The sequence below is a fragment of the Corynebacterium riegelii genome (assembly GCF_016728505.1).
GTDB lineage: Bacteria > Actinomycetota > Actinomycetes > Mycobacteriales > Mycobacteriaceae > Corynebacterium > Corynebacterium riegelii.
Genome location: NZ_CP068159.1, coordinates 891313 through 914910, shown reverse-complemented (window position 1 = coordinate 914910; position 23598 = coordinate 891313). Strand labels below are relative to the sequence as shown.

Genomic DNA, 23598 nt, shown 5'->3' with positions numbered 1-23598 from the left:
GGTTAAGTGAACAGCGGTCTCAAACCCGATCCTAGGTTTAAATGGTGCGGGCGGACGGCCGACCGAAATTCGCTGCCACTGAAGCAATCGCCGGATTGTTGCATTCCGGCCGTGCCCGAGTGGTTGCGAAAAGGCAGTCAGGAAAAGAGAATCCTGAATTCTTTTGGCCTGAGGCCATCAGCGACCTGGGGAAACTGAATTCTTTGGCCGATTTCGGGAAACAAATTCAGGATTCGAGGCGCCGCCTGGGTGCCGCCTGGACGTCCGGCTGACAAATGTGACAACGCAATTTGCGTTTCCCCAGGTCGCACTCCAATGGGCCACCCCAAATTGTCACATTTGTCAGGATTAAACGAAAAAGGCCCGCTCTAACCAGAGCGGGCCCAAAACCTAAGGCTTACTTGCCAAGTTTACGACGCTGCACACGAGTGCGGCGGAGCATCTTGCGGTGCTTCTTCTTGGACATACGCTTGCGGCGCTTCTTAATTACTGAACCCACTGGGTTTCCTCGTTTCTTTATCGGTACATGTACTCGTTCTCCGGCAGGCCAGGCCGGTGAGAATGCTAAATAGCATACAGGGGTGTCTGTTCAGGACAAAAAGTCCGGCACCTCCGCTGACTATGTGGAGGTGCCGGGCTTGGGGTGTAGATAAGCAAGAAGCCTTATCCGACGTCGTACACCGAGGACTCGAGGTACTCGTTGACCGCGGTCTCGTTCACGCGGAACGAGCGGCCCACACGCACTGCCGGCAGTTCGCCGGAGTGCACGAGGCGGTAGACGGTCATCTTGGAAACGCGCATGATCTCCGCGACTTCCGCGACGGTAAGGAACTTGCCCTTCTCTTCACTTGCCATAATTTTCTTTAACCTTCCGCACGGTAGGCGCGCTGTAGGCTTCCCCTCCCACAGGACGGACACGCACGTGCTTGAACGAGCTTACCGTGAACGGTGTGTCGCGCGCGACTTATGGGGTAAGAAATTTCAAAAGTGCCCGCTGTGAACGTGTGTGACTAGTGGTTCCCAAGTTCCGCGGAACGCTCCGCACATGCCTCAGCGGCCCGGTACAAGGCGCCACGCAGCCCGGACTCTTCCAGCTCACGGATAGCAGCAACCGTTGTTCCCGCAGGTGAGGAGACTGCCGCACGCAGCTCCGCTGGCGTATATTCGCCTTCCAGCATCGCGCCAGCACCCGCCGCAGTGGCCACGGCCAGCTCGGTTGCCAGTTCACGGTTGAGGCCCAGGGCTACCCCCGCGTCCACGAGCGCCTCGGTCATCAAAAAGTAGTAGGCGGGCCCGGATCCGGAGATCGCGGTCACGGCATCCAGCTGTGATTCGTTGACTTCGACGACTTTGCCGGCAGCCTGGAGCAGGTCGCGGACGAGGGTGCGTTGTTCGTCGTCAACGTAGCGTCCATAAGCAACTGCCAGCACGCCCTTGCCCACCAGCATGGGGGTGTTGGGCATGACGCGCGCGATGGGGGCTCCTGCGGTGGAGATGGCGTCCTGCATGGCGGCAAGTGACACGCCCGCGGCCATGGACACTAAGACGGTGCCGGTGTCGTTGCGGTCCACCTGGTCACTGATCTCATCCAGCAGCTGCGGGATCTGCGCCGGTTTGACGCACAGCACCGCCACATCGGCCTCATCCACGGCGGCACGGTTGTCGGTTTCGGTCAGCACCCCGTATCGCTGGGCTATGCTTGCCGACGCCTCCTCCGTCCTATTCGTCGCCACAATCTGCTTGGGGTCAACGCCGGAGTTCAATAGGCCGGCGATCAACGCCTCGCCGATATTGCCCGCACCCAAAACGGCGATTTTTTGCACGTCGGCATTCTGCACTAGGTACCCCTTTTTGTGGTGAGTGTGTTGGAAGAGCGGCTAGAGCAGCGCCGGACCAAACGCGATCACGACGGCGGCAACGCCTGCGAGACCAACCGACAGCCAGTCACGGCCAGTGCCAATTGCGCGCGCCGCGTAGACGGAGCCAGCCACCGTGATCACGCCAAGGATGGCCGCCACCGCTGTAGGTGTGCTGGTCCACAGCCACTTAAACAGCATGAAGCCGAGGATGCCCAGGACAACACCGAGGAACACCATCAGCACCAGGGTGATCGGGTTGACGCCAGCTTCTTCGGTGTCTTCAGCGCCTTCGAGGTCTTCGAACTCGTCGAGCTCTTCAAGTTCTTCGACCTTGGTCGGAGCGGCATCTAGATCAACGATCGGTGCTGGCTTCGGCGCTTCAGTTTTCGGCGCCTCAGCCTTTGGTGCGGGCGCTGCCGGCACGTCGGAGACCTTCTTGATTACCGCGGTCTCGTCTTCCGAAGCGCGCTCAACCTTTTTCACCTCAGGTTTTTCAACCTTCGGCTCAACCTTCGGCGCAGCAGCGGGCGCTTCAGAATCCACAGGCTTCGCAGGCGCGGCAGGCGCGGCTGGCTTCTCAGCGGGCGCGTCGATAGGAACGCTGGAGTGGCGCGACTCCGCCGGCTTAGCCTCGACCTTCTTTATGGAGCCGGTCAGTTCGGCGACGGACACACCACCGTCTTCAAGGCTGCGGCGACGGCGACGGCGGGTGCCAAGCTCGGGATTCTCCTTCTGTGCGCGGGCGAGGATCTCCGCAACGGTGAGCTGTTTTGGCTCAGACATCTTTAGCTACACTCCTTCATCCATCGCCGCGGCGGCGCCTGCGGTGTCATTATCGATGCGTTTCAAGATCACGCCTTCGCGCAGAGCCCACGGGCAGATCTCCAACTTATCAATGTTTAGGGCGCGCATAGCAGCTTCCGCAACAAGCGCGCCCGCCACGATCTGGTGGGAGCGGTCCGTGCTGATGCCTTCTAACTCGGCACGGTCAGCCGCGGTCATGCGGGAAATGAACGCGATGAGCTGGCGCAGGCCCGGCGCGGTCAAGGTTCGTTTGACGTAGGGGCCAGCGGAGGATGGTGCGGCACCGGTCAGGCGTGCCAGTGAGCGGAACGTCTTCGACGTGCCCACGGCCAGGCCGGTTTCGCCCATCGCGCGGAACTTCTCTGCGGGGCCAGCAAGTTCGGCATCAATGTAGTCGCGCAGCAGGTTGATCTTTTTGCGCTCCGGCGGGTCGGTGTCGAACCACTCGTGGGTCAACCTGCCCGCACCCAGATCCAGCGACACTGCCAGATCCGGTACTTCCTCGGTGCCGGTGGCCAGCTCCAAAGAGCCGCCGCCGATGTCTAAGTTGGTGATGCGGCCGGCAGACCAGCCGTACCAGCGGCGGGTGGCCAGAAACGTCAGGCGCGCCTCTTCTTCACCACTCAGGACACGCAGTTTGACGCCGGTTTTCTTCTCCACGGCTTTGAGCACTTCCGCCGAGTTGGTGGCAGAGCGCACCGCGGAGGTGGCAAACCCGTGGAACTCTTCGCACTTCAGGTTGCCCGCAAGGTCTGCGGCCTCTTGGACAACGCTGATGAGCTTTTCTACGCCCTTGTCCTCAATGTTTCCCTTTTTGTCCAGAAGCTCAACAAGCCGCAGTGGCTGCTTCCAGTCGGACATTGGGGTGGGGCGCGCCCCTGAGTGAGCGTCCACCGCCACCAAGTGGACGGTGTTGCTGCCTACATCCAATACACCTAAACGCACACAGCAAGCGTAACGGTTATAAGGTGCTTCGGTGTGAATCAACCAGCCCCGAATGAAGTTTTCTTAGGTTTTCCTGCAAGCTCGCCCGCGGGTAAATCCATCGCGGCGGGGCGTGAAGTACCGCCTGATTTTCCCCGCGAGTGGTTCGAGTTCGTACACCCGGAGGATCCGCTGCACTCCTTCACTATTGACTTGACCTGGGTGGAGTCCACCTGGTCGTGCCGTTTCGGCACTCCGGAGTGCCTGGGCATGCATGAAGAGATCCGTGAGGTTGGCTGCTGCAACCACGGCGCCTATATGGCGGATGAGCAGGATCGTGATGATTTGTATAACGCGGTGGCGGAGTTGCCGGCGAAGTATTGGCAGCTGCGCCCCAAAGACACGGACTTGTTCCTGGCCAACGGGGACATCACTGAGCTTGAGCCGTGGCTTGAGTGGGATGAAGAAGACAACATGAAAACCAAGGTGGTTGACGGCGGCTGCATCTTTGCCAACCGCAACGGCCATCCCACCGGCCCGGGCTGTGCCCTGCACCAGTACGCCATGGCGGCGGGCAAGAATATTGTCGGTTCCAAGCCTGAGGTGTGCTGGCAGGTGCCTTTCTCGCGTGAGGACGCCTACGAGGAGCGCCCCGACGGCCAAGAAATCCTTCGCACCACCATCGGTGAGTACGACCGCCGCCAGTGGGGCTCAGGTGGTGAGGACTTCGACTGGTGGTGCAGCGGCGCACCTTCGTGCCACGCCCCGCGTAACGACGCTGACGCGATCCCCGTCTGGCGTTCCATGAAAGCCGAACTGATCGCGCTTATCGGCGAGGCACCTTATGAGGTACTCGCGGCGCATTGTGAGGCGAGGGGGTTGGCGCCGGACGTCGCAAAGCAAAAGCACCCTGCGGCAACTCAAGCCTCAAACTTGTAGCCCAAACCGCGCACCGTAACCAGCTGGGTCGGGCGCGAGGGCTCCCGCTCAATCTTGGTGCGCAGGCGCTTGACGTGCACATCCAACGTCTTCGTATCGCCCACATAATCCGCACCCCAAATGCGCTCAATGAGCTGACCGCGAGTAAGCACGCGGCCGGGGTTGCGCATGAGGTACTCCAGCAGGTCGAATTCTTTCAACGGCATCGCCACAGGCTGGCCATCCACCGTCACCGTGTGGCGCTCCACATCCATGCGTACGCGGCCGCCCTCAACAATGCGGTCATCAAACTCATCAACCTCTTCCACCTCCGGGCCGCGGCGCAACACCGCGCGGATGCGAGCAATCAGCTCACGAGTGGAATAGGGCTTGGTCACGTAATCATCCGCGCCCAGCTCAAGGCCAACAACCTTGTCAATCTCAGAGTCACGAGCCGTGACCATAATGATGGGAACATCCGACTCAGCGCGCAGCTTGCGGCACACATCCGTGCCACTCATGCCCGGCAGCATCAAGTCCAGCAGCACCAAGTCAATGCTGTCCTCATTGAACTGCTCAAGCGCAGCCGTACCGTCGGCCGCCCAGACAGTGTCAAACCCTTCCTTCTTCAGCAGATACGCCAAAGGCTCCGCCAAAGATTCTTCGTCTTCAACGATCAGGATTGTTGTCACTTTAACTGTCAGTCCTTCCCGGGTACCTGCCGCTGATCCGGCTGGTAAATAGGCAACTCGATGGTAAACGTGGACCCGGTACCGGGCCGCGACCACAGCTTGATGTTACCGCCGTGGTTAGCCACCACATGTTTGACAATAGCCAACCCCAGGCCAGTGCCGCCCGTTGAGCGGGAACGCGCCTTGTCCACACGGTAGAAACGCTCAAACACGCGCTTCTGGTCCTCGGGCGCGATGCCAATTCCGCGGTCAGTTACCCGCACCAGCACCACGTTTTCACGCACCACCTTCTGCGAGATACTCACCTGCTTGCCGTTCGGCGAGTAGTTGATGGCGTTGGACACCAAGTTGGACACCGCAGCAACCAACAGTGCGCGGTCCCCCATCACCTCCACACCCGTGGTGGCGCCGCGAGTGAGCACGATGTCATGGTTTTCGGCGCTGACGTGGTTGCGCTCAATCGCCTCATCAATCACCGCGTCAATGCTCACGGGCACCATCTCCGGCAGTGCCTCCGCACCCTGGAGCTTGGACAGGTTGATCAGGTCCGTGATCATCTCCCCCATGCGGTGGGACTCTTTGAGCAGCTTCTCACCGAAGTGCTCCACCATGTCCGCGTCACCTGGGTCCTGCATCAGCGCTTCCGCCAGAAGCGACATGCCACCAACCGGCGTTTTCAGCTCATGGGAAACGTTGGCAACAAAGTCACGCCTTGCCGCCTCCATGCGCACGTTTTCAGACTCATCCGTGCAGTACGCAATGACATAGGAGTTGTGTGTGAGGGTGAGCGGCTTGACCACCACGGACACGTTGCGGATACGGTTGCCGGTGGCCCGGCGCGGCAGGTCCAAATCAAGCGTGTGCGTTTCCAGATCCTCAAACGCTAGCTGCGCTGCGTCCCACACCTCGGGGTTGATGGTGCGGTCATGCACGATGGACATGTCGTGGGCGCGGGCATTCGACATGATCACCCGCGCACCACGGTTGAAGATGGCAATGCCCGTAGGCGAGCCCTGCACCGCCAGGTTCAGCAGCTGGCTGACCGTGGAGATCTGGCTTGGTGCAGCATCATCGTCATCCGACATACGCTCGCGCCAGCTGCGGTACGTGCGCAGCGCCCATACGGCGGCCGCGGTGAACGCGACGCCGATCAGGAACGCGAAAATCGGCGTTACTTCATCCAAACCGAGTCAAACTCCAGTGAGCTCCAGTGAACTACTTCTTGCCCTGGTTTGCCACAGCGGCGGCACCGGCAGCTGCTGCCTCCGGGTCGAGGTAGGTGCCACCCGGGTTGGCCACACGGCCGTTTTCATCAAACTCGTACACCAGCGGCATGCCAGTCGGGATGTTCAGGCCAGCGATGTCCTCATCAGAGATGCCGTCCAGGTACTTCACCAGCGCGCGCAGGGAGTTGCCGTGTGCGGCAACCATGACGGTCTTGCCGGCAAGGATCTCCGGGCGGATGACGTCCACGTAGTACGGGGTGAAGCGCTCCACCACGTCCTTGAGGCACTCGGTGCGCGGCACTTCCTCCAAAAACGCGTAGCGCGGGTCATTGGTCTGGGCGTACTCGTTGTCCGTGTCAATTGCCGGTGGCGGGGTGTCGTAGGAGCGGCGCCAGGACATGAACTGCTCTTCACCGAACTGCTCGCGGATCTCCGCCTTGTTCAGGCCCTGCAGCTTGCCGTAGTGACGCTCATTGAGACGCCAGTTGCGCACCACCGGAATCCAGTGGCGATCCGCCGCGTTCAGCGCAATGTTTGCGGTGCGGATTGCGCGGCGCAGCAGGGAGGTGAACACGATGTCCGGCAGGACATTCTTTTCCACCATGAGCTTGCCGGCGTTGACTGCCTCGCTCTCGCCCTGCTCGGTCAGGTCAACGTCTACCCAACCGGTGAATTGATTCGACTTGTTCCATTCGCTCTGGCCGTGACGGACCAGGATCAGCTTTCCGTTACCCATGCATTCAAGCATGCCACGCTTTAGGCTGTGAGGCATGCGATTTTCAACCACTCGGGCTGCCGCTTGCCTCGCGGCGGCCACTGTTTTTGCTTCCACCTTTGCTTCCCCCTTTGCTTCCCCGGCCGTTGCGGCTGAACCTGCGCTGGCTGCGCCGGGTGCGCCGATGCGCATCATGCCGAAGAATCCGCCGGCCACAGTGAAGAATGGGTATGGCGATGACGTGAAAGTTCCATCGTCATTTTTCACCTACGTGTGCTCCCAGGGCCCGTCCGGCACGATCCGGCATTTGGATGGTTCGGAGCAGAAGGTGATGTTGACTGCGTCGCACTGCATTACCCCGTTGCCAAACCTGCCAGATATGACTGATCAGGTGCAGGTCAACGTGGGTGGCACCTACCAGCCGATCGGTGTGCGCGGCCGCGCGAATTACGTCCCGCCGGCAGCGATGAACCTGGACGATCCGGTTGCCACGTACACCACGGCTGATTGGGGCTTCGTGCTTATCGACGCTGGCGTCAACCCCACCCACATCTCCCAATCCAAAACCTCCGCAGGTGAGGGCCCGAGCGCTCCCGTGGAGCTGACCACGCTGAAGGACTACCGAACCCTGCGCCCAGGCGAGGTCTCCTTCGACGTTGCTGGCCAGCCGATCTGCAAAGACGGCTCTACCACGGGCCGCACCTGCGGCACGCAGCTCTTCCGCAACCGTGATGGTGTGTTCTCGTGGAACTTGAACTACGTCCAGGGTGACTCGGGCGGCGTGAACTATGACCCGCGCGACGGCTCCGTCATCGGCGTGACCTCCATGGTGCTGGGTCCCTTAGGCAAAGCGCAGGCCGCCGATCGTATTGTGGAGGAAGCATTTGGGATCCCGGACGGCCAGGTCAACGAGCACTTCACCCTCGCCCCGTCTGACGCTCCCCACGCCGACTTCCTGCCCGCCACCCAGGAGTTCGGCGGTTTGGAAAACCAGATCAACGAGCTGAACCGCGGCTACGTCCCGCCAAACCCGAACGAGAAACTCAACCAGGCCATTGCCAACGCCCAGGCGGACGCGAACCGCGTGGCCCAGGACGCGGCGCGCGGCCAGTTCAACCCGGCTGAGGTGGGCAACCTCGCTGGCCAGCACGTCGACGAAATCACCCGCTGGGCGGGGCTTTCCGTTGCCCACAACTTCGGCGCGCTCTAGCAGCGCCGCTGTTAGTTCCCCGCTAGATCCCCGCTGGCTGGCGCGTCGCCTGGCCGGGTTCGAAGCCGGATAGCGTCTCCTCGTACACCTCGATGAGACGCTGCGCGGAGGCCGCCCAGCTGAACTTCGCGGCATGCCCCGTGGCGGTGCGTCCCATGGTGATGCGCAGGGAGTCGTCGGCAAGCAAAAGCTCCAACGCATCGGCCCAGGCGGCTGAACCGTGGCCGTCGACCAACAGCCCGGTCTCCTGATCCGCAACCGCAAGCGGCAGGCCGCCCACGCGCGCGGCAACCACCGGGGTGCCCGTGGCCTGCGCCTCCACTGCGACCAGGCCGAAGCTTTCGTTGTAGCTGGGCACAGCGATGACGTCGGCGGCCTGGTACACACTCACCAGCTCCTGTGGCGGGCGCGGGCCCAGGAACCTCGTGATGCACGCAATGCCCTCCTCCCGCGCGATGTCGTGGTAGCGCTCCACACTCGCACCCGCCCCGGACGCACCACCGCAAATGATCACGCGCAGCGGCGCATCCACCTTCCTACGGCGAGCCACCTCACCCATCGCGCGAAGTAACACCTGCGGGCCCTTGAAATCCTGCAAGCGGCCCACAAACGCCACCACCTTCGCATGCAGCGGAATACCCAGCTGACGGCGAGCCATCTCCGTATTCCGGTTCGTGCCCGGGGTGAACAGTTGCGTATCCGCGCCGGGGCTGACCACGTCGATCTTCTCCGGGTTCACGTCGTAGAACCGCGCGAGCTGCATCGTCTCATCCTCCGTGTTCACCACCAGCGCCTCAGCGTTGTCCACCAACTGCTGCTCACAAATGCGGCGCGCCTCGGACTCTGAAGCGTCGGCGGCATAGGCGTTTTTCACCGCCGCCCACGTATGCCCCGTGTGCACCAGCGGCACACCCGCCAAATCCGACAGCAGCCAGCCCACCTGGCCGGAGAGCCAGTAATGCGAATGGATCAGGTCATAGTCCACACTGTTGGCGCGGGCGAACTGCACCACGCCACCCGAAAACGCCGCAAGCTGCGTCGGCAGGTCCTCCTTCTCCAGGCCCTCATACGGCCCGGCGACGATGTTGACCACCCGGTAGCCGTCCTCCACCTGCACAATCTCGCCCTGGCTGGGGCGGGTGGCGCGCGTAAACACGTCCACTTCCACTCCGCTCCGCGCAAGCTGAATAGCGGTGTTGTGGACGTAAACGTTCAGCCCGCCCGCATCGCCCATCCCGGGCTGCTCAAGCGGGGAAGTGTGCATGGAAATCATGGCAACGCGCATGCGGGCCAGACTAGCGCGCCTTGCCGCTGGGCATGTTACACAGCGTGGCGATGCCAGGAGTTGAAGTCGTCGGCGATGGTTGCGGCGAGGCGTCTATAAGCCTCAAGCACGGGCTTTTGCAGCTTATCGACGTCCACCACCGCCCCTTCCGCCAAATGCCTATCAAAGGGAATCACGTGCACTGCCCGCGTACGCGCCTGGAAATGCTCGATGATCTTGGACATATCCACCGTCGGCTTGCCCGGCGCCGCGTTGGAGACCACCACCACGGCATTCGCCGCCAGCTGGTCATAGCCGTGCATGGTCAGCCAATCCAGCGTGGCCGCCGCCGACTGCGCGCCATCCAACGCCGGCGAGGTCACCAACACCAACGTGTTGGCCAGGTCCAGCACGCCCGCCATCGCCGAATGCATCAACCCCGTCCCACAATCCGTCAAGATCACGTTGTAGTGGTGCTGCAGGATGTCGATGGCATGGCGGTAGTCGCTTTCCGAAAACGCCTCACTAACCGCCGGATCACGCTCCGAACCAATCACCTCAAGCCGCGAATTCGCCTGCGCCGTAAACGCCCTGACCTGCGGGTACCGTGCCGTATCCTCGGCGTTGAGCAGGTCACGGATCGTCGCCGGGGAAGGCGCCGCCGCCCGCTGCGCCAACGTGCCCAAATCCGGGTTCGCGTCAATGGCGATCACTCTGTCTCCACGTTCCCTGGCAAACACCCCGCCCAGCGCCACCGTGGTCGTGGTTTTGCCCACGCCACCTTTCAGGCTCATCACCGCAATCCGGTAATCGCCCCGAAGCGGCGCGCGCACCGCCGCCAACAGACGATCCTCATCCATCTGCTTCTTCGAATTCCCCGGGTTCACCCTCCCTCCGGTTGCCGAATACACCAGTTTGCGCCACCCCTTCTTCGGCGGAAGCTTCACCGGATTCAGCAGGTTGCGAGTGTCCAGCGCGCCGGGTTTGGCAGGGCGGCTCGGTTGGGGTTGGTGTTGGGCTGGTTGTTGAAGTTGATGGGCTGGTTGGGCGTAGTAGGCGGGTTCTGGCTGATAGCTGGTTTGCGGGGTGTTGGCTGGCGGGGTGTTGACTGGCGGGGTGTTGGCTGGCGGGGTGTTGTCCCAGGGCTCGTCATCGCCGGGGTACGGTGTCGGGTCTGCCAGTCGAGCAAAAAACTCCTCCAGCTCCGGCTGCGTCACGGTGCGGTCAACGGTGCGTTCTTCCATAGTCGCCTCCTGCGGTTATGCCCATTGGTCTTGGGCCGTGTAGTTCGGTGGGAGGCAGCTACCGGAGAACAGCAGCTGGTAGCAGAGACTGGATTCCCCCGGATAGCATCGCGATTCCCTTCGCGATCCCCCCTTCCGCCTGAAGTCTAGCTAAGTTTTTCGCAAGCGCAGCCTAATTGGGCGGAAATAATTCAGACGGCCGGGTCAAATCCTGAATTCTTTTGGATTGAGTCCATTGGCCACCTGCGGCAACTGAATTCTTTGCCCGTTTTTGGGAAACAAATTCAGGATTCAGGGTGCCGCCCCATTACCCGGCTGACAAATCTGACGACGCGGTTTACGTTTGCCCAGTTCACCACCCTGGCACTAAGGGCGTCACGTCACATTTGTCAGTGGGCACGCGGGGATCCTGACAAATCTGACAACGCGGCTTGCGTTTGCCCAGGTCGCCAGCCTGACAGAGAGGGCGTCACGTCAGATTTGTCAGAAACCCGCCAATACAGCCACCAAACCCCCAAAACCAACCCGCCAAAACCCCCAAACCTACGGCATCGTAAGTTATACTCCGCTACATTGTTTTGCCAAGGAAACCATCAACGGAAACAGATAACCAAAGGAGCCCACGTGGGAGCAAGCGAAGAGAAGGCCTGGATCAAGCAGTACGCCAGCTGGACCAACCCGAATCCGTCGATTGGCAATGACACGCTGGTGAGCTGGTTCAACCAGGTCGTGGCAACTCAGCCCAAGACTGCCGCAACGTGGTTCATGGGCAAGGAGTTGACCTACGCGCAGCTCAATGAGCAGGTGGGCAAGGCTGCTGCGGCGTTGACCACGTTGGGCGTTGGCCCGGGCGACCGTGTGGCTGTGGCGCTGCCGAACTGCCCCCAGCACATCGTGATAATCACGGCGATCCTGCGCTTGGGCGCAGTTGTTGTGGAGCACAACCCGCTGTATACCGCCTATGAGCTGGAGCATCAGTTCAATGACCACGGCGCGAAGCTTGCTGTGGTGTTTGATGTGCGCGCGGATGTGTTCACGGAGCTGATTGGTAAGACTCCGCTGGAGCAGGTCGTTTCGGTGAATATGACTGAGGAGATGCCGTTGCATCTTCGCGCAGCGCTGCAGTTGCCGCTCCCATCAGTGTCAAAGAAGCGCGCGCAGCTGACCAAGGCTGCACCGGGCACGATGCCGTGGCGCGCGTTTATGCACCTGGGTTCCCACAAGGTGCACTTCCCGCAGATCAGCCCGGAAGATACGGCAGTGATCCTGTACACCTCTGGCACGTCGGGTAAGCCGAAGGGCGCGCCGCTGACGCACCGCAACATTGTGTCGGTGCTGCGTGCCGGCATGGAGTGGTTGGAGGACTGGGGCGCGGTCAAGGAGAAGGTGCTGGGCGTGCTGCCGCTGTTCCACATCTACGGCCTGGCGCTGAACTATGGCCTGCCGCTAACCATTGGTGCGCAGATGGTGCTGGTGCCGGCGCCGCAGCCGGAGCTCTACCAGCCGGCGATTACAAAGACGAAGCCTACGGTGCTGCCGGGTGTGCCCACGTTGTACGAGAAGATCATCGATTGGGCTGTGGAAAGCAACGTTGATCTTTCTTCGGTCCATACCTCTATCTCTGGCGCATCGACGTTGCCGGCGCCCACGATTGAGCGTTGGGAAAACGCCACCGGCGGCCGTCTCATTGAGGGCTACGGTTTGACGGAGACGTCGCCAATTTTGGTGGGTAACCCGCTGGATGGCACGCGTCGTCCGGGATACATTGGCCTGCCGTTCCCCAACACGGAGATTCGCATCGCGGACCCGGATGATCCCAGCCGCACGATGCCGGACGGTGAGCCGGGCGAGCTGCTTGCCCGCGGCCCGCAGGTCTTCGCCGGTTACCTGAACAATCCAGAGGCGAATGAGCGCGCGTTCCATGACGGCTGGTTCCGCACCGGTGACATGGCGATTATGGAGCCTGATGGGTGGATCAAGCTGGTCGCCCGCATTAAGGAAATGGTCATCACCGGCGGCTTTAACGTGTACCCGGATGAGGTTGAGGGGGTCATGCGCGAGCACCCGGACATCGATGACATTGCGGTTGTGGGTCGTCCGCGGCACGACGGTTCGGAGGATGTCGTTGCGTGCATCACGCTTGTCGACGGCGCCGCCCTCGACCCCGACGGCCTCCAGAAGTATGCCCGCGAACGCCTTACCCGCTACAAGGTGCCGAAGACGTTCTACCACTTCGAAGAGCTGAAGCGTGATCAGACGGGCAAGATTCGGAGGCGTGAGGTGAGGGATATGCTCGTCGACACGCTGGAAGCAGGCCACGAAGTTACGGAGCCGTAGGTTGTCTCGGGGTACGCTAGGGCCCATGGAAAAGCCTTGGCTGCAGTATTACCCCGAGTGGACTGATCACACCCTTGAATACAGCGAGATCACGCTGGCTCGTCTGTATGACGAGAACTTAGAAAAGAACGCGGAGAAACCCGCAACAAGGTTCTTCGGCCGCGGCCAAACCTACGCTGAGCTTGACCGTGAGGTTCGCCGCGCCGCAGCCGGCCTGAAGGCCTTCGGTGTGCGGCCGGGCGACCGCGTGGCAATCATGCTGCCGAACTGCCCGCAGCACGTGGCCGCGTTCTACGCCGTGCAGAAGCTCGGCGGCGTGGTTGTGGAGCACAACCCGCTCTACACCGCCAATGAGCTGCGCCCGCAGTTTAGGGACCACGGTGCCCGCATTGCAATCGTGTGGGATAAAACCGCAGACACACTGGAGAAACTGCGCGCAGACACCCCGTTGGAGACGGTCATTTCGGTGGACATGACCAAGGCGATGCCGCACCTGCAGCAGCTGATTTTGAAGATCCCGTTTGGCAAGATCCGTGAAGCACGCGAGGCACTCACCGGACCGTGCTCACACACCGTGCCATGGGAGGTTTTGACCGGCTCTGCCATCGGTGGGGACGGCGACAGCATTGCCACCCCCGATGAAGTGACCCCGGATTCCCCAGCACTCATCCTGTACACCTCGGGCACCACTGGCGCGCCGAAGGGCGCAATGCTCACACACCGCAACCTGATGGCCAACCCGATCCAGGGCCGCGCATGGGTCAAGGAGCTGCAGGAGCCGGGCCAGCGTATGCTGGCCACCCTGCCGTTCTTCCACGCATACGGCCTGACGTTCTCGCTGACGCTGATGATGCTGATCGGCTCTGAGCTGGTCCTGCTGCCGGCACCGAAGATGAACCTGATCATGGACACGCTGAAGAAGACCCCGCCCACGTTCGTACCGGGTGTGCCCACCGTGTTTGAGCGCATTGTGGACACCGCAAAGGAGCAGAACGTGGACCTCTCGGAGGTGCAGGTGGGCTTCTCGGGGGCGTCGTCACTGCCGGCGGATGTGATTGAGGACTGGGAGGCGCTCACCGGCGGCCACCTGGTGGAAGGCTACGGTCTGACCGAAACCGGCCCGATTTTGATTGGTAACCCGCGCTCCGCGGACAGGCGCCCGGGCTACATCGGCATCCCCTTCCCCGATACGGAAATCCGCATTGCCAACCCGAAGAACCTGGACGAGGATATGCCGACAGGCGAAGCCGGCGAGATCCTGGCCAAGGGCCCGCAAGTCTTCGCCGGTTACCTGAACAACCCGCAGGACACGGACGTCGCGTTCCACAACGGCTGGTTCCGCACCGGCGACATGGGTGTGATGGAGGAAGACGGCTTCGTGCGCCTGGTCTCGCGCATCAAGGAGCTGATCATCACCGGCGGCTTCAACGTGTACCCGGCGGAGGTGGAGGAAGTCATGCTTCGCCACCCAGACATCAAGGACGTTGCCGTGGTTGGCCGCCCGCGTACGGACGGCTCCGAGGACGTCGTTGCGTGCATCGTGCTTGAAGACGGCGCCGCCCTCGACCCCGACGGGCTGAAAGACTTCGCCCGCGAAAACCTCACCCGCTACAAGGTGCCGCGCACCTTCTACCACTTCGAGGATCTCAACCGGGACCAGATGGGAAAGGTGCGCCGCCGCGAAGTACGCGCGGCGCTGCTCGAGCGCCTGGCTTAAAGGCCCACCCACACCGGCTCGGGGTGCAGCTCCACGCCGAAGCGCTCGCGCACCCCTGCCTGGACGTCATGGGCCAGCGCCACGATGTCCGCGGCACGCGCGCCACCACGGTTGGTCAGCGCCAGCGTGTGCTTGGTGGACAAGCGCGCGGGCGCATCCTCACCCGGGTAGCCGCGGGGGAACCCGGCGCGCTCAATCAGCCACGCCGCGGACAGCTTCACCTGGCCCTCACCAGCCGCGTAGCGCGGCATCGTGTCCTCCCCAACCTGCGCAAACACCTGATCTGCAACCTCAACGGGCACAACCGGGTTGGTGAAAAACGAGCCTGCGGACCAGGTGTCGTGGTCGGTGGCATCGAGCACCATGCCCTTCGCCCGGCGCGTCTCCAACACAGACTGGCGCGCCTGCGCCAGCGGCACACGCTCCCCACCCAAATGACGCAGCGGCGCTGACAGCTCCGCGTGCTCAAGCTGCAGCTCAATCTCCAGCACCACGGCGCGCGAGGTGAACTTCAGGTTGGAGTAGCGGTACGCCAGATCCAGAGCAGAGGCCGGTACCCACTCGTCGCGTCCCGTCTTCCTGTCGTACAAACGCACGCGCGTAAGCACGTCGGCGATTTCGGCGCCGTACGCGCCAACGTTTTGCACCGGCGTCGCACCCGCAGAGCCCGGGATGCCGGACAAGGCCTCGATGCCGCCCAGGCCGTTTTCCACTGCAAACTCCACGACGGTGTCCCAGGGGGTGCCGGCTTGGATGGTCAACGTTGCGTCGTCAAGCAGGATGCCCTCATTGCGCACCAGCACAGCGGTGAGATCCAGGGGGCCGTCTGCAACCAACAAGTTGGAGCCACCCCCAACAACCAGCAGGGGGCTGCCTGCCGTATCCAGCTGGGACACGGCCGCGATGATCTCATCGGCTGTCACGCATTCACGGACCGCGGCGGGCACACCGCCAACACGCAGGGTGGTCAAATCGGCGAAAGATAGGTCTTGCACGTAAGCCACGGTAGTCTGTTGGGCATGACTGTACGTAGCGAAACCTCCGTTACCATCAACCACCCAGCGGAAAAGGTGGCCAAGGCTTACGCCTCCAAGGAGTACTGGGAGTACATTGCTGCAAAGCTCTCCCCGGAACCGGGCTCGGTCAACGAGTTCACCGGTGACTCCGTGGTCCTCTTTGAGGTGCTGCCGAAATCCATCATGCCGGCAGCCGCTCAGGCCATGATCTCGCAGGACCTGAAGCTCAAGCGCGTAGTAAACATCGGCGCACTCGACGGCGAGACCGCAACCCACACCTTCACCGGTGACGTCAAGGGCACCCCGGTGGACTTCTCCGGCGAAATCGCACTCAGCGGCGCAGGCGACACCACCACCCTGGCCTACGACAATGAGGTCAAGGTAGACATCCCGTTCATGGGTGCCGCACTGGAGCCGAAGGTGGCGGAAGCGCTCGAGGAGATCGTGGCCAATGAGGCCAAGCTCACCGAGGCGTGGATCACCGAAAACCTCTAGTGCCTCGGGGTTATCCCTGTGCCCCACTATCACAACCTGCGCTCCACCTCGGCCGCAGGAAAACCATATGGCGTGATCACGCGCGGAACTACCGGCGTGAACCGTCTTCGACGCTCCGACCGCTGGACCAGATACAACCCGCGCGTCGGGGCGTTGCTGCGTTCTGTGGCCACTCCACTTGCGCTAGACGTTGGCTACGGCGCCTCCCACACCACCACCGTGGAGTGGGCTGGTTGGCTGCGCCAGCTCAACCCGCGGGTGGAGGTTGTCGGCTTGGAGATCGACCCGGAACGGGTGCTTCCGCCCCGTAACGGCGTGCGCTTCGAGCTCGGCGGCTTCGAACTCGCCGGCTACCAACCCCACCTGGTGCGGGCGTTTAACGTGCTGCGTCAGTACGACGTGGCCGAGGTGGCCTCAGTCTGGTCGGCCGTGTGCTCGCGTTTGGCGCCCGGCGGCCTGTTCATTGAGGGCACCTGCGACGAGCTGGGGCGCCGCGCCGCCTGGGTGCTTCTTGATGCTGATGGCCCCGTCAGCCTCACCCTTGCCTGGGACCCCTTCGACGTTGCAACACCCAGCGACATTGCTGAGCGCCTCCCCAAAGCACTCATCCACCGCAATGTTGAGGGCGAGCCCATCTGGCAGCTGCTTCAAGACGCAGACCGCGCCCACGCCAACGCCGCCGGCTGGGCCCCACACGGCCCACGCGTGCGCTGGCGGGAGGCCCACAAGGAGCTCGTTGCGCGCGGCTGGCCGCTGGCTCCTTTCCGACGCCGCCTGCGCGACAACACCCTCACCGTCGCCTGGCGGGCAGTCGCACCCGTAGACTAGCCCCCATGAAATCAGCGTGGAAAATCCTCATCGGTGTCCTAGCTGCGCTTCTGATCCTGCTTCTCATCGCAGAAGCCGGCCTGCGCATCTTCCTGTCCAAGCAGATCGAAGACGGCTTTGAAGCCCAGTACGCGGCGCAATCCCCCGGCGTTGTCGCGGCGAAACCAGACGTGTCCTTCGGCGCTACCCCGCTGACCATTGGCATGCTCGGCGGCGCGCTTCCGCACATGACAATCCAGACGCCATCCACCCTGATGATCAATGACGGCCAAATCACCGGCGAACCCGCCGCCACCATCGCCATGGACAAAGTCCGCCTGGTTGATCAGGAACCGATTGCTGATCACCTCAGCATGCAGGCCGAGCTACCGTCCGCACTCCTGCAGGCCATCTTGAACCAGGCGATCAGCGAGCAGCTTGGCAACAACGCGCTGCTGGACACGCTGATCACCGTCTCATCAGTCACCACTGACCCGGAGGCAGGCACCTTCACCCTGTCCTTCACCCGTGGCGTGGCCAACATAGATATCCGCCCCGTCCCCACCGCCGAGGGCGTGCAGTTTGAAACCACCGGCACCCAACTGTTCGGCTTCGACCTGCCAGGCGAGATCACAGACGCCATCACCCAATCACTCCAGGAAGGCCTAGCCAACCAGGAGGCGGGGGCCATGCGGCTTAATAACGTCCACGTCACCCCAGCAGGCCTAGTGCTTGAGATGACGGGTGAGAAGGTGAACTTCTACGAGCTGCAGCAGATGTCAGTTACCAGGAGCCACCAGGCTCAAGGCCTTTAAGCTGCGGGCGCACATCAAACCAGTAAATGCCCACCGCAACGGCGCCGAACCACGCCACGAACGGGATCCGCAGCAACAGCGCGGCGGATGAAACAAACAGGATTGCCGCCCACGCCATCTTCGGCTGACGGCCAGCTGCCTCAAACGCGTCGGCGCGGGTGGTGGACGCCAACACCACGCCGACAATGCCTGCCACCCCGACAAGGATGAACAGAAGGCGCTCCGCAATCAGCGGCACGCGCATGATCATAAAAATTTGTTCAACGGTGGCAGAGTCGAGCATGCGTTACACCCTACTTGGTGGAATCCGTATCCTCGACAACCTCGCCGTCAATGATCTCGTCCGCAGCGTCTTCCGCAGCGTCTGCCACAGCATCCTTGGCTTCGGCGAACTGTTCCTGGACGCGACGCGCTAGGTTCTCAAAGCGGTCGCGCACCTCGTTGAAGGCCTTCTCTGCGCCTTCGGTGTCCACGTTCTCAAGGCGCTTGTTAAAGCTTTCGCGGATATCGCCGATGGCATCCATCACGGTGTTCTTTGCGTCCTCGGAGAACTTCAGATCACGCTCGCGGAAAGAGTTGAACAGCTTCTCTGCTTCGTTGGCAAAGTTGGTGGCAACCGAGCTCACCTCACCGTCCGTGGTGGCGGAGTTCAGCGTCTCGCGAGCCTTCTCGCTCGCGTTAGCCACGCGCTCCGGCAGGCCGTCTACAAACTTGCCCACAGCGGCACCCAGTGCGGAGCCGGCAGACAGCAGGGCGTCTCCGACCTCACGCAGGTTGTCGCGGACCTCTTGGTTTTCGGTGTTGTTGGCGTTGTTGGTGTTGTTCTCAGTCATTGTTTCCTCCGTATTCTCAAAATCTAGAAAAACAGCACTTGGCTCACAGTGTAAATAACCAACCCGGCCAGTGCACCGACCAAAGTTCCGTTCAGGCGGATGAACTGCAGGTCTTTGCCCACCATCAGCTCGATCTTGTCCGCGGCCTCCGCGCCGTCCCACGCCTGGATGGTCTCCGCGATGATGCCCACAATCTGGTCGGCACCGTTTTCCGCCGCGAAGTGGACCGCGGTTTCGAGTTTTTGGGTGGCGGTGGCGCGGGTCGACGGGTCGTCGGCAAGCAGCATGCCCCAGTGCTCAATGGAGCTTGTTGCTTGTATGCGCAACGCCGAACCCCCATCCTCCACCATCCCCAACAACGTGGTGGACAGCTGCTCCCACATCTGCCCGGGCGCAGCGGTAACAGCTGCCGAGGCCATTACATCGGCCTTGATGTCCTCGACGCGGCTGATCATCGAGCCGTCAAACTGCAGGTCCTGCGCGAACTGGTTGATGGTGCGGCGGATCGCGCGGCGGGCCTGGTGGTTTTCGTCCTCATCCACATCCGCCACGAACTCCGTCAGCTCCCGGTACACGCGCGCGCCGACGAGGTCTTTGGCAAATTGCGGCGCCCAGGTGGGCATGCGCTGGTCAATGGTGGTGACAATGGGCTCTTCCATCTCGTCGACCTTTGTGCGCGCCCACGCCAGGATGTCGTCGACGACGGGCTCCACCTTGCCGTCCGCAATAAAGCCCTCCAGCATCCTGCCGAGCGGCGGACCCCAGATCGGCTCAGCGACGCGATCCACCACATAGGTTTGCAGGAAGGCCTCCGCATCCTTCGGGTTGATGCCGCGAATCATGCGGGCGGCGAACGTGCCCAGCTCCGCACTCACCCGCTCCGCGTTCGCTGGCTGCACCAGCCACTTACCCACCCGCTCAGGGATGCGGGCCTCCATCACCTTGCTGGTAATGGTTTGGGCGTTGAGGAAGTTCTCACTGACAAACTCACTCAGCGCGTCCGCAACCTGGTCCTTCTTGTTCGGGATGATCGCGGTGTGCGGGATCGGGATCCGCATCGGATGCTTAAACAGCGCGGTGACAGCAAACCAGTCCGCCAGCCCGCCGACCATGCCAGCCTCCGCCGCGGCGCGCACGTAGCCCACCCAGCCGGGCGCGGTGCCTTGGGATTGCCACCAGGAACACGCCAAAAAGATCACCGCCGCCACGCCGAGCAGGCTGGTGACAAAGATCTTGTGGTTTCGCAGCGTCCGCCGCCGCTGAGCCTCATTGCTTGGCGACGGCATCTCCATCACATGTGACATGCCCTCGATTAAACACAAGCTCCCCGCCTCCAGGTGGAAGCGGGGAGCTGTTTTACGGGGGTTAGTCCGTGTTAGACGTGTTAGTCCGTGTTAGTTCACGCGGCCCGTGGTCTTGCGGTAGTTCTTGTAGTCCTTGCGGCCAATGCCCAAGAGCACTGCTGCGAGGATGACGCAGGCCACCATCTCAATGCCACCGAGGATCATCAGGATGGAGGAGTAATCCTGCGTCTGAGCGCCCCAGCCAACGTACTTGGCGCACAGGCCCCAAACGAAGATGCCCAGGCCGTACAGGAACGCAAGGATGAACGCCATGGACAGCCAGGTGCTGTGGCGCAGCAGCGAGGAGTGCGGAGCGCCGAGGGAAACCGGGTCGTAGCCCTCAATGTAGGAGTCCTGCAGCTGCGTCTGGTAGTCCGGGAACGACTCCGACTGGATGTCTGCAACCGCGTGCTGGGATGCCATGTTCATGTCCTTTGCGTCAGTTTTTCTGGAACAGTTTTCCAGGGGTTTCCAGGTGAAATATCACGGTTCAGTATACGGCATGCGCCCTAGGGCGCATGAACCGTAACTGAAAGCTGTTTTTAGTCGTCGCCGCCCTTGAACGCTGCGCGTGCGCGCTCTGCGTTGATGGCGCCCACAGCGTCCAGCGGGATGCCTGCCGGGCAGACATCGGCGCACTCGCCGTAGAGGGAGCAGTGACCGAAGTTGGTCTCCAGCTCATCCACCATCTTGCGTGCACGACGTGCGCGCTCCTGCTGGCCCAGCGGAAGCAGCTTGAGGTGCTTCAGCTTGGCGCCGGTGAACAGGTGCGCAGCACCGTTCGGGCAGGCAGCCACACAGGCGCCGCAACCGATGCAGGCTGCGTAGTCCAGTGCCAGCTCAGCGTCGTGGTGGTTGACGTGCAGCGTGTCAGCGTCCGGTGCGGTACCAGCGTTGACAGAAACGTAGCCGCCCTGCTGCATAACGCGGTCCAGTGCGGAACGGTCCACAGCCAGGTCCTTGATAACCGGGAACGCCCCGGAGCGGAACGGCTCAATGCGCAGCGTGTCGCCATCCTTGTAGTTGAACAGGCGCTGCAGGCAGGCGGTGGTGTTCTTACCAGCGCCGTGCGGGCGACCGTTCACGTTCAGGCCACAGGTGCCACAGATACCCTCGCGGCAGTCATGTGCGAAGGTGAAGGGCTCCTTGCCAGCCTCAACGTACTGGTTGTTGACGTGGTCGAGCAGCTCCAGGATGGACATCTGCTCTACAGCGTCGTCCACCTGGACAGTCTCAAATGCGCCGTCGGTGTCGGGTCCGGCCTGACGCCAGATCTCAAGTGTCAGTTTCATTACTTGTAGTTCCTTGCCATCAGCGGGATCGAATCGAAGAACAGGGGTTCAGCGTGGCGGATGAACTGGCCGTCACCTGCCGGCTCCCAAGCCGACACGAAGCACCAGTTTTCATCGTCGCGCTCTGCCTCACCGTCGTCGGTGAGGTGGTCCATGCGGTAGTGCGCGCCACAGGATTCGTCGCGGTCCAGAGCGTCCACACACATCAGCTCGCCCAGGTTGATGTAGTCCAGCAGTCGAAGCGCAGCCTCGAGCGTCTGGTTCATATCGTGCTGGCCGCCCGGGATGTGCAGGTTGCGCCAGAAGTCCTCGCGCAGTGCGCGAACCTTCTGAATGCCCTCCTGCAGGCCCTCAACGGTACGGGCAACGCCGCAGTGCTCGTAGAGGATTGCGCCGAGCTGCTCGTGGAAGTACTCCGGGCCGTGCGGCTCTACCGGCTCAATGTTCATCAGAGCATCGATGCGATCCTGAGTGCGGGTCAGCGCCTCCTTAACCTCCGGTGCCTCCAGATCCAGGGCGGCTTCGCCCAGGTGGTGCGCCAGGTAGTTCGGGATGGTGAACGGGAGGGTAAACCAACCATCAACGGAAGCGGACAGCAGCGAGTTAGCGCCCAGGCGGTTTGCACCGTGGTAGGTCCAGGAGCACTCACCGGCGGCGAACAGGCCGTCGATGGAGGTCATCTCGTTGAAGTCCGTCCACAGGCCACCCATGGTGAAGTGCACGGTCGGAGCAATACGCATCGGCTCCTTGTACGGGTCTGCACCCGTGGAGTCCTCGTACATCTCGAAGAGGTTCGAGTAACGCTCACGGATCGTTTCTTCACCCAGACGCTCAATGGCGTCGGAGAAGTCCAGGTATGCGGAGTTACGCAGCGGGCCCACACCGAAGCCAGCGTTGAGCTGCTGGGAGATCGCACGGGATGCAACGTCACGCGGCACCAGGTTGCCGAACGCCGGGTAGCGACGCTCCAGGAAGTAGTCGCGCTCGTCTTCCGGGATGGTGTTCGGATCGCGATCGTCGCCCTTTTCCTTCGGGGTCCAAATGCGACCGTCGTTACGCAGGGACTCAGACATCAGGGTGGTCTTTGCCTGCCAGGACGCGTTAACCGGAAGACCGGTCGGGTGGAACTGCACGAAGCACGGGGACGCCAGGTAAGCGCCACGCTCGTACGCACGCATCATCGCAGAAGCGTTGGAGTTCTTCGCCAGCGTGGTCTTGTGGTACACGTTGCCGTAACCGCCGGTAGCCAGGATGACTGCGTGGCCGGTGAACGCGGCCAGCTCGCCGGTGATCAGGTTACGGGTGACAATGCCGGAGCAGTGCTTCTTGCCGTCCTTCTCCGTGATGATCAGGTCCATCAGGTCGTTGTGGGTGAAGATCTCCACGTTGCCCAGGTGGATCTGACGCTGCAGCGCCGAAGCGGTGGACAGCTGCAGCTGCTGGCCTGTTTGGCCACGGGTGTAGTAGGTACGGGAAACCTGCACACCACCGAAGGAACGGGTGGCCAGGGTGCCGCCGTACTCACGAGCGAACGGAGCGCCGATCGCGTTCATGTGGTCGATCACGCGCACGGACTCAATAGCCAGGCGCCAGCAGTCGGACTCACGGCAGCGGTAGTCGCCGCCCTTGACGGTGTCCTTGGTGTGGCGGTAAGCGCCGTCGTTGTCCACCTTCTTGCCGCGGGCGGAGTTCACGCCACCCTGTGCAGCAATGGAGTGCGCACGACGCGGCGCGTCGTGGTAGGTGAAGACCTTCACGTTGTAGCCCAGCTCACCGAGTGCGGCAGCAGCTGCGCCGCCGGAGAGGCCGGTGCCAACAACCAGGACGGTGAACTTGCGGCGGTTCAGCGGAGAGACCAGCTCCATGTGGTCCTTCGCGTACTGCCACATGTCCTTCATGCGCACTTCGTCACGGTTCGGCTCGTTGCTGGCCAGGATCTCGCCCGGGGTTACGCCCGGAACGACAGACTCAGGCTGGCGGAAACCCGCGTTGACGTCAGCGCCCTTGGTAGCGGCGAGGGTGTCCTGCGTTTCGCCGGATGCGCCCTGCGTCGCGGAAATTGGGGTAGTCATAGTTTTTCTCCTATT

General features: G+C 62.2%; 24 protein-coding genes. 7 read left to right on the top strand and 17 right to left on the bottom strand.

What is annotated here, in order from left to right; genetic code table 11:
• Nucleotides 1-397: 397 nt before the first annotated feature.
• The 5 genes from I6I71_RS04150 to I6I71_RS04130 all read right to left on the bottom strand — a co-directional run bounded on the left by I6I71_RS04150 (nucleotide 398) and on the right by I6I71_RS04130 (nucleotide 3608).
• Nucleotides 398-499: a 30S ribosomal protein bS22 gene (locus I6I71_RS04150; RefSeq protein ID WP_003855542.1), complete on the bottom strand. Its 102-nt coding sequence runs from the start codon at nucleotides 497-499 to the stop codon at nucleotides 398-400.
• Nucleotides 500-663: 164 nt separating this feature from the next.
• On the bottom strand, nucleotides 664-855 hold the full coding sequence (locus I6I71_RS04145) for a helix-turn-helix domain-containing protein (protein WP_052205496.1): 192 nt from the start codon (nucleotides 853-855) through the stop codon (nucleotides 664-666).
• 155 nt (nucleotides 856-1010) lie between these two features.
• Nucleotides 1011-1823: a pyrroline-5-carboxylate reductase gene (gene proC / locus I6I71_RS04140; RefSeq protein WP_070495043.1), complete on the bottom strand. Its 813-nt coding sequence runs from the start codon at nucleotides 1821-1823 to the stop codon at nucleotides 1011-1013.
• Nucleotides 1824-1877: 54 nt separating this feature from the next.
• Nucleotides 1878-2642, bottom strand: coding sequence for a hypothetical protein (locus tag I6I71_RS04135; protein WP_201822483.1), 765 nt, complete (start codon nucleotides 2640-2642; stop codon nucleotides 1878-1880).
• A gap of 6 nt (nucleotides 2643-2648) precedes the next feature.
• Nucleotides 2649-3608, bottom strand: coding sequence for a Ppx/GppA family phosphatase (locus tag I6I71_RS04130; RefSeq protein ID WP_101733759.1), 960 nt, complete (start codon nucleotides 3606-3608; stop codon nucleotides 2649-2651).
• Nucleotides 3609-3641: 33 nt separating this feature from the next.
• Between I6I71_RS04130 and I6I71_RS04125 the strand changes: the two genes are divergently transcribed.
• Nucleotides 3642-4526, top strand: coding sequence for a hypothetical protein (locus tag I6I71_RS04125; protein ID WP_201822481.1), 885 nt, complete (start codon nucleotides 3642-3644; stop codon nucleotides 4524-4526).
• Here the strand turns inward: I6I71_RS04125 and I6I71_RS04120 are convergent.
• From I6I71_RS04120 to I6I71_RS04110, 3 genes are read right to left on the bottom strand one after another with little or no spacing between them, the layout of a single operon-like run.
• Nucleotides 4508-5197, bottom strand: a complete 690-nt coding sequence (locus tag I6I71_RS04120; RefSeq protein ID WP_201822479.1) for a response regulator transcription factor — start codon at nucleotides 5195-5197, stop codon at nucleotides 4508-4510. The two genes, I6I71_RS04125 and I6I71_RS04120, sit on opposite strands and share 19 nt — an antisense overlap.
• An 8-nt stretch (nucleotides 5198-5205) precedes the next feature.
• Nucleotides 5206-6381, bottom strand: coding sequence for a sensor histidine kinase (locus I6I71_RS04115; RefSeq protein WP_236587391.1), 1176 nt, complete (start codon nucleotides 6379-6381; stop codon nucleotides 5206-5208).
• 31 nt (nucleotides 6382-6412) lie between these two features.
• Nucleotides 6413-7159, bottom strand: coding sequence for a phosphoglyceromutase (locus I6I71_RS04110; RefSeq protein WP_201822476.1), 747 nt, complete (start codon nucleotides 7157-7159; stop codon nucleotides 6413-6415).
• A gap of 34 nt (nucleotides 7160-7193) precedes the next feature.
• On the opposite strand from I6I71_RS04110, the gene I6I71_RS04105 reads away from it, so the two are divergent.
• Nucleotides 7194-8348, top strand: coding sequence for a chymotrypsin family serine protease (locus I6I71_RS04105; RefSeq protein ID WP_201822474.1), 1155 nt, complete (start codon nucleotides 7194-7196; stop codon nucleotides 8346-8348).
• 22 nt (nucleotides 8349-8370) lie between these two features.
• Here the strand turns inward: I6I71_RS04105 and mshA are convergent, their stop codons facing one another.
• Together mshA and I6I71_RS04095 are read right to left on the bottom strand one after the other, a co-directional pair.
• Nucleotides 8371-9633, bottom strand: coding sequence for a D-inositol-3-phosphate glycosyltransferase (mshA, locus tag I6I71_RS04100; protein WP_201822472.1), 1263 nt, complete (start codon nucleotides 9631-9633; stop codon nucleotides 8371-8373).
• A 35-nt stretch (nucleotides 9634-9668) separates the two neighbouring features.
• Entirely contained in the window at nucleotides 9669-10856 is a 1188-nt protein-coding gene (locus tag I6I71_RS04095) for a MinD/ParA family ATP-binding protein (RefSeq protein ID WP_201822470.1), read from the bottom strand.
• Between the two features lie 624 nt (nucleotides 10857-11480).
• Here I6I71_RS04095 and I6I71_RS04090 point away from each other — a divergent pair.
• Both I6I71_RS04090 and I6I71_RS04085 read left to right on the top strand, forming a co-directional pair.
• Nucleotides 11481-13193: a long-chain-fatty-acid--CoA ligase gene (locus I6I71_RS04090; protein WP_052205504.1), complete on the top strand. Its 1713-nt coding sequence runs from the start codon at nucleotides 11481-11483 to the stop codon at nucleotides 13191-13193.
• Nucleotides 13194-13218: 25 nt separating this feature from the next.
• Nucleotides 13219-14910, top strand: a complete 1692-nt coding sequence (locus I6I71_RS04085) for a long-chain-fatty-acid--CoA ligase (protein ID WP_201822469.1) — start codon at nucleotides 13219-13221, stop codon at nucleotides 14908-14910.
• On the opposite strand, the gene I6I71_RS04080 is transcribed toward I6I71_RS04085, so the two are convergent.
• Complete coding sequence (locus I6I71_RS04080) at nucleotides 14907-15914, bottom strand: UDP-N-acetylmuramate dehydrogenase (RefSeq protein ID WP_201822467.1); 1008 nt, start codon at nucleotides 15912-15914, stop codon at nucleotides 14907-14909. The two genes, I6I71_RS04085 and I6I71_RS04080, sit on opposite strands and share 4 nt — an antisense overlap.
• 15 nt (nucleotides 15915-15929) lie before the next feature.
• Between I6I71_RS04080 and I6I71_RS04075 the strand changes: the two genes are divergently transcribed.
• Genes I6I71_RS04075 through I6I71_RS04065 form a run of 3 tightly spaced genes read left to right on the top strand, consistent with a single transcriptional unit; the run spans nucleotide 15930 to nucleotide 18043 of the window.
• Nucleotides 15930-16421 (top strand): DUF2505 domain-containing protein, encoded by a 492-nt coding sequence (locus I6I71_RS04075; RefSeq protein ID WP_201822465.1) that lies wholly within the window; start codon nucleotides 15930-15932, stop codon nucleotides 16419-16421.
• Between the two features lie 18 nt (nucleotides 16422-16439).
• The gene (locus I6I71_RS04070) at nucleotides 16440-17249 is read left to right on the top strand and encodes a methyltransferase domain-containing protein (RefSeq protein WP_201822457.1); all 810 of its coding nucleotides are present in this window, start codon (nucleotides 16440-16442) and stop codon (nucleotides 17247-17249) included.
• A 5-nt stretch (nucleotides 17250-17254) separates the two neighbouring features.
• A complete protein-coding gene (locus I6I71_RS04065) occupies nucleotides 17255-18043 on the top strand; it encodes an LmeA family phospholipid-binding protein (RefSeq protein WP_201822455.1) in 789 nt (262 codons plus the stop codon).
• Here I6I71_RS04065 and I6I71_RS04060 read toward each other — a convergent pair.
• From I6I71_RS04060 to I6I71_RS04035, 6 genes are all read right to left on the bottom strand, one after another.
• Nucleotides 18012-18326: a DUF2516 family protein gene (locus I6I71_RS04060; protein WP_083279003.1), complete on the bottom strand. Its 315-nt coding sequence runs from the start codon at nucleotides 18324-18326 to the stop codon at nucleotides 18012-18014. The two genes, I6I71_RS04065 and I6I71_RS04060, sit on opposite strands and share 32 nt — an antisense overlap.
• Before the next feature lie 10 nt (nucleotides 18327-18336).
• A complete protein-coding gene (locus I6I71_RS04055) occupies nucleotides 18337-18876 on the bottom strand; it encodes a CGLAU_01105 family protein (RefSeq protein WP_201822453.1) in 540 nt (179 codons plus the stop codon).
• A gap of 23 nt (nucleotides 18877-18899) precedes the next feature.
• On the bottom strand, nucleotides 18900-20180 hold the full coding sequence (locus I6I71_RS04050; protein WP_236587389.1) for a DUF445 domain-containing protein: 1281 nt from the start codon (nucleotides 20178-20180) through the stop codon (nucleotides 18900-18902).
• A gap of 90 nt (nucleotides 20181-20270) precedes the next feature.
• Entirely contained in the window at nucleotides 20271-20642 is a 372-nt protein-coding gene (locus tag I6I71_RS04045; protein ID WP_052205512.1) for a hypothetical protein, read from the bottom strand.
• 119 nt (nucleotides 20643-20761) lie between these two features.
• Nucleotides 20762-21511: a succinate dehydrogenase/fumarate reductase iron-sulfur subunit gene (locus tag I6I71_RS04040; protein ID WP_052205513.1), complete on the bottom strand. Its 750-nt coding sequence runs from the start codon at nucleotides 21509-21511 to the stop codon at nucleotides 20762-20764.
• A complete protein-coding gene (locus I6I71_RS04035) occupies nucleotides 21511-23583 on the bottom strand; it encodes a fumarate reductase/succinate dehydrogenase flavoprotein subunit (protein ID WP_201822451.1) in 2073 nt (690 codons plus the stop codon). Before I6I71_RS04035 ends, I6I71_RS04040 begins: the two co-directional genes overlap by 1 nt.
• Nucleotides 23584-23598 lie beyond the last annotated feature (15 nt).

Bases quoted from the DNA above. Each gene is read 5' to 3' on its own strand.
- I6I71_RS04145 (WP_052205496.1), bottom strand. From the start codon at position 855: ATGGCAAGTGAAGAGAAGGGCAAGTTCCTTACCGTCGCGGAAGTCGCG.
- I6I71_RS04135 (WP_201822483.1), bottom strand. From the start codon at position 2,642: ATGTCTGAGCCAAAACAGCTCACCGTTGCGGAGATCCTCGCCCGCGCA.
- I6I71_RS04110 (WP_201822476.1), bottom strand. From the start codon at position 7,159: ATGGGTAACGGAAAGCTGATCCTGGTCCGTCACGGCCAGAGCGAATGG.
- I6I71_RS04105 (WP_201822474.1), top strand. From the start codon at position 7,194: ATGCGATTTTCAACCACTCGGGCTGCCGCTTGCCTCGCGGCGGCCACT.
- mshA (WP_201822472.1), bottom strand. From the start codon at position 9,633: ATGCGCGTTGCCATGATTTCCATGCACACTTCCCCGCTTGAGCAGCCC.
- I6I71_RS04095 (WP_201822470.1), bottom strand. From the start codon at position 10,856: ATGGAAGAACGCACCGTTGACCGCACCGTGACGCAGCCGGAGCTGGAG.
- I6I71_RS04085 (WP_201822469.1), top strand. From the start codon at position 13,219: ATGGAAAAGCCTTGGCTGCAGTATTACCCCGAGTGGACTGATCACACC.
- I6I71_RS04075 (WP_201822465.1), top strand. From the start codon at position 15,930: ATGACTGTACGTAGCGAAACCTCCGTTACCATCAACCACCCAGCGGAA.
- I6I71_RS04065 (WP_201822455.1), top strand. From the start codon at position 17,255: ATGAAATCAGCGTGGAAAATCCTCATCGGTGTCCTAGCTGCGCTTCTG.
- I6I71_RS04060 (WP_083279003.1), bottom strand. From the start codon at position 18,326: ATGCTCGACTCTGCCACCGTTGAACAAATTTTTATGATCATGCGCGTG.
- I6I71_RS04055 (WP_201822453.1), bottom strand. From the start codon at position 18,876: ATGACTGAGAACAACACCAACAACGCCAACAACACCGAAAACCAAGAG.
- I6I71_RS04050 (WP_236587389.1), bottom strand. From the start codon at position 20,180: ATGTCACATGTGATGGAGATGCCGTCGCCAAGCAATGAGGCTCAGCGG.
- I6I71_RS04045 (WP_052205512.1), bottom strand. From the start codon at position 20,642: ATGGCATCCCAGCACGCGGTTGCAGACATCCAGTCGGAGTCGTTCCCG.
- I6I71_RS04040 (WP_052205513.1), bottom strand. From the start codon at position 21,511: ATGAAACTGACACTTGAGATCTGGCGTCAGGCCGGACCCGACACCGAC.
- I6I71_RS04035 (WP_201822451.1), bottom strand. From the start codon at position 23,583: ATGACTACCCCAATTTCCGCGACGCAGGGCGCATCCGGCGAAACGCAG.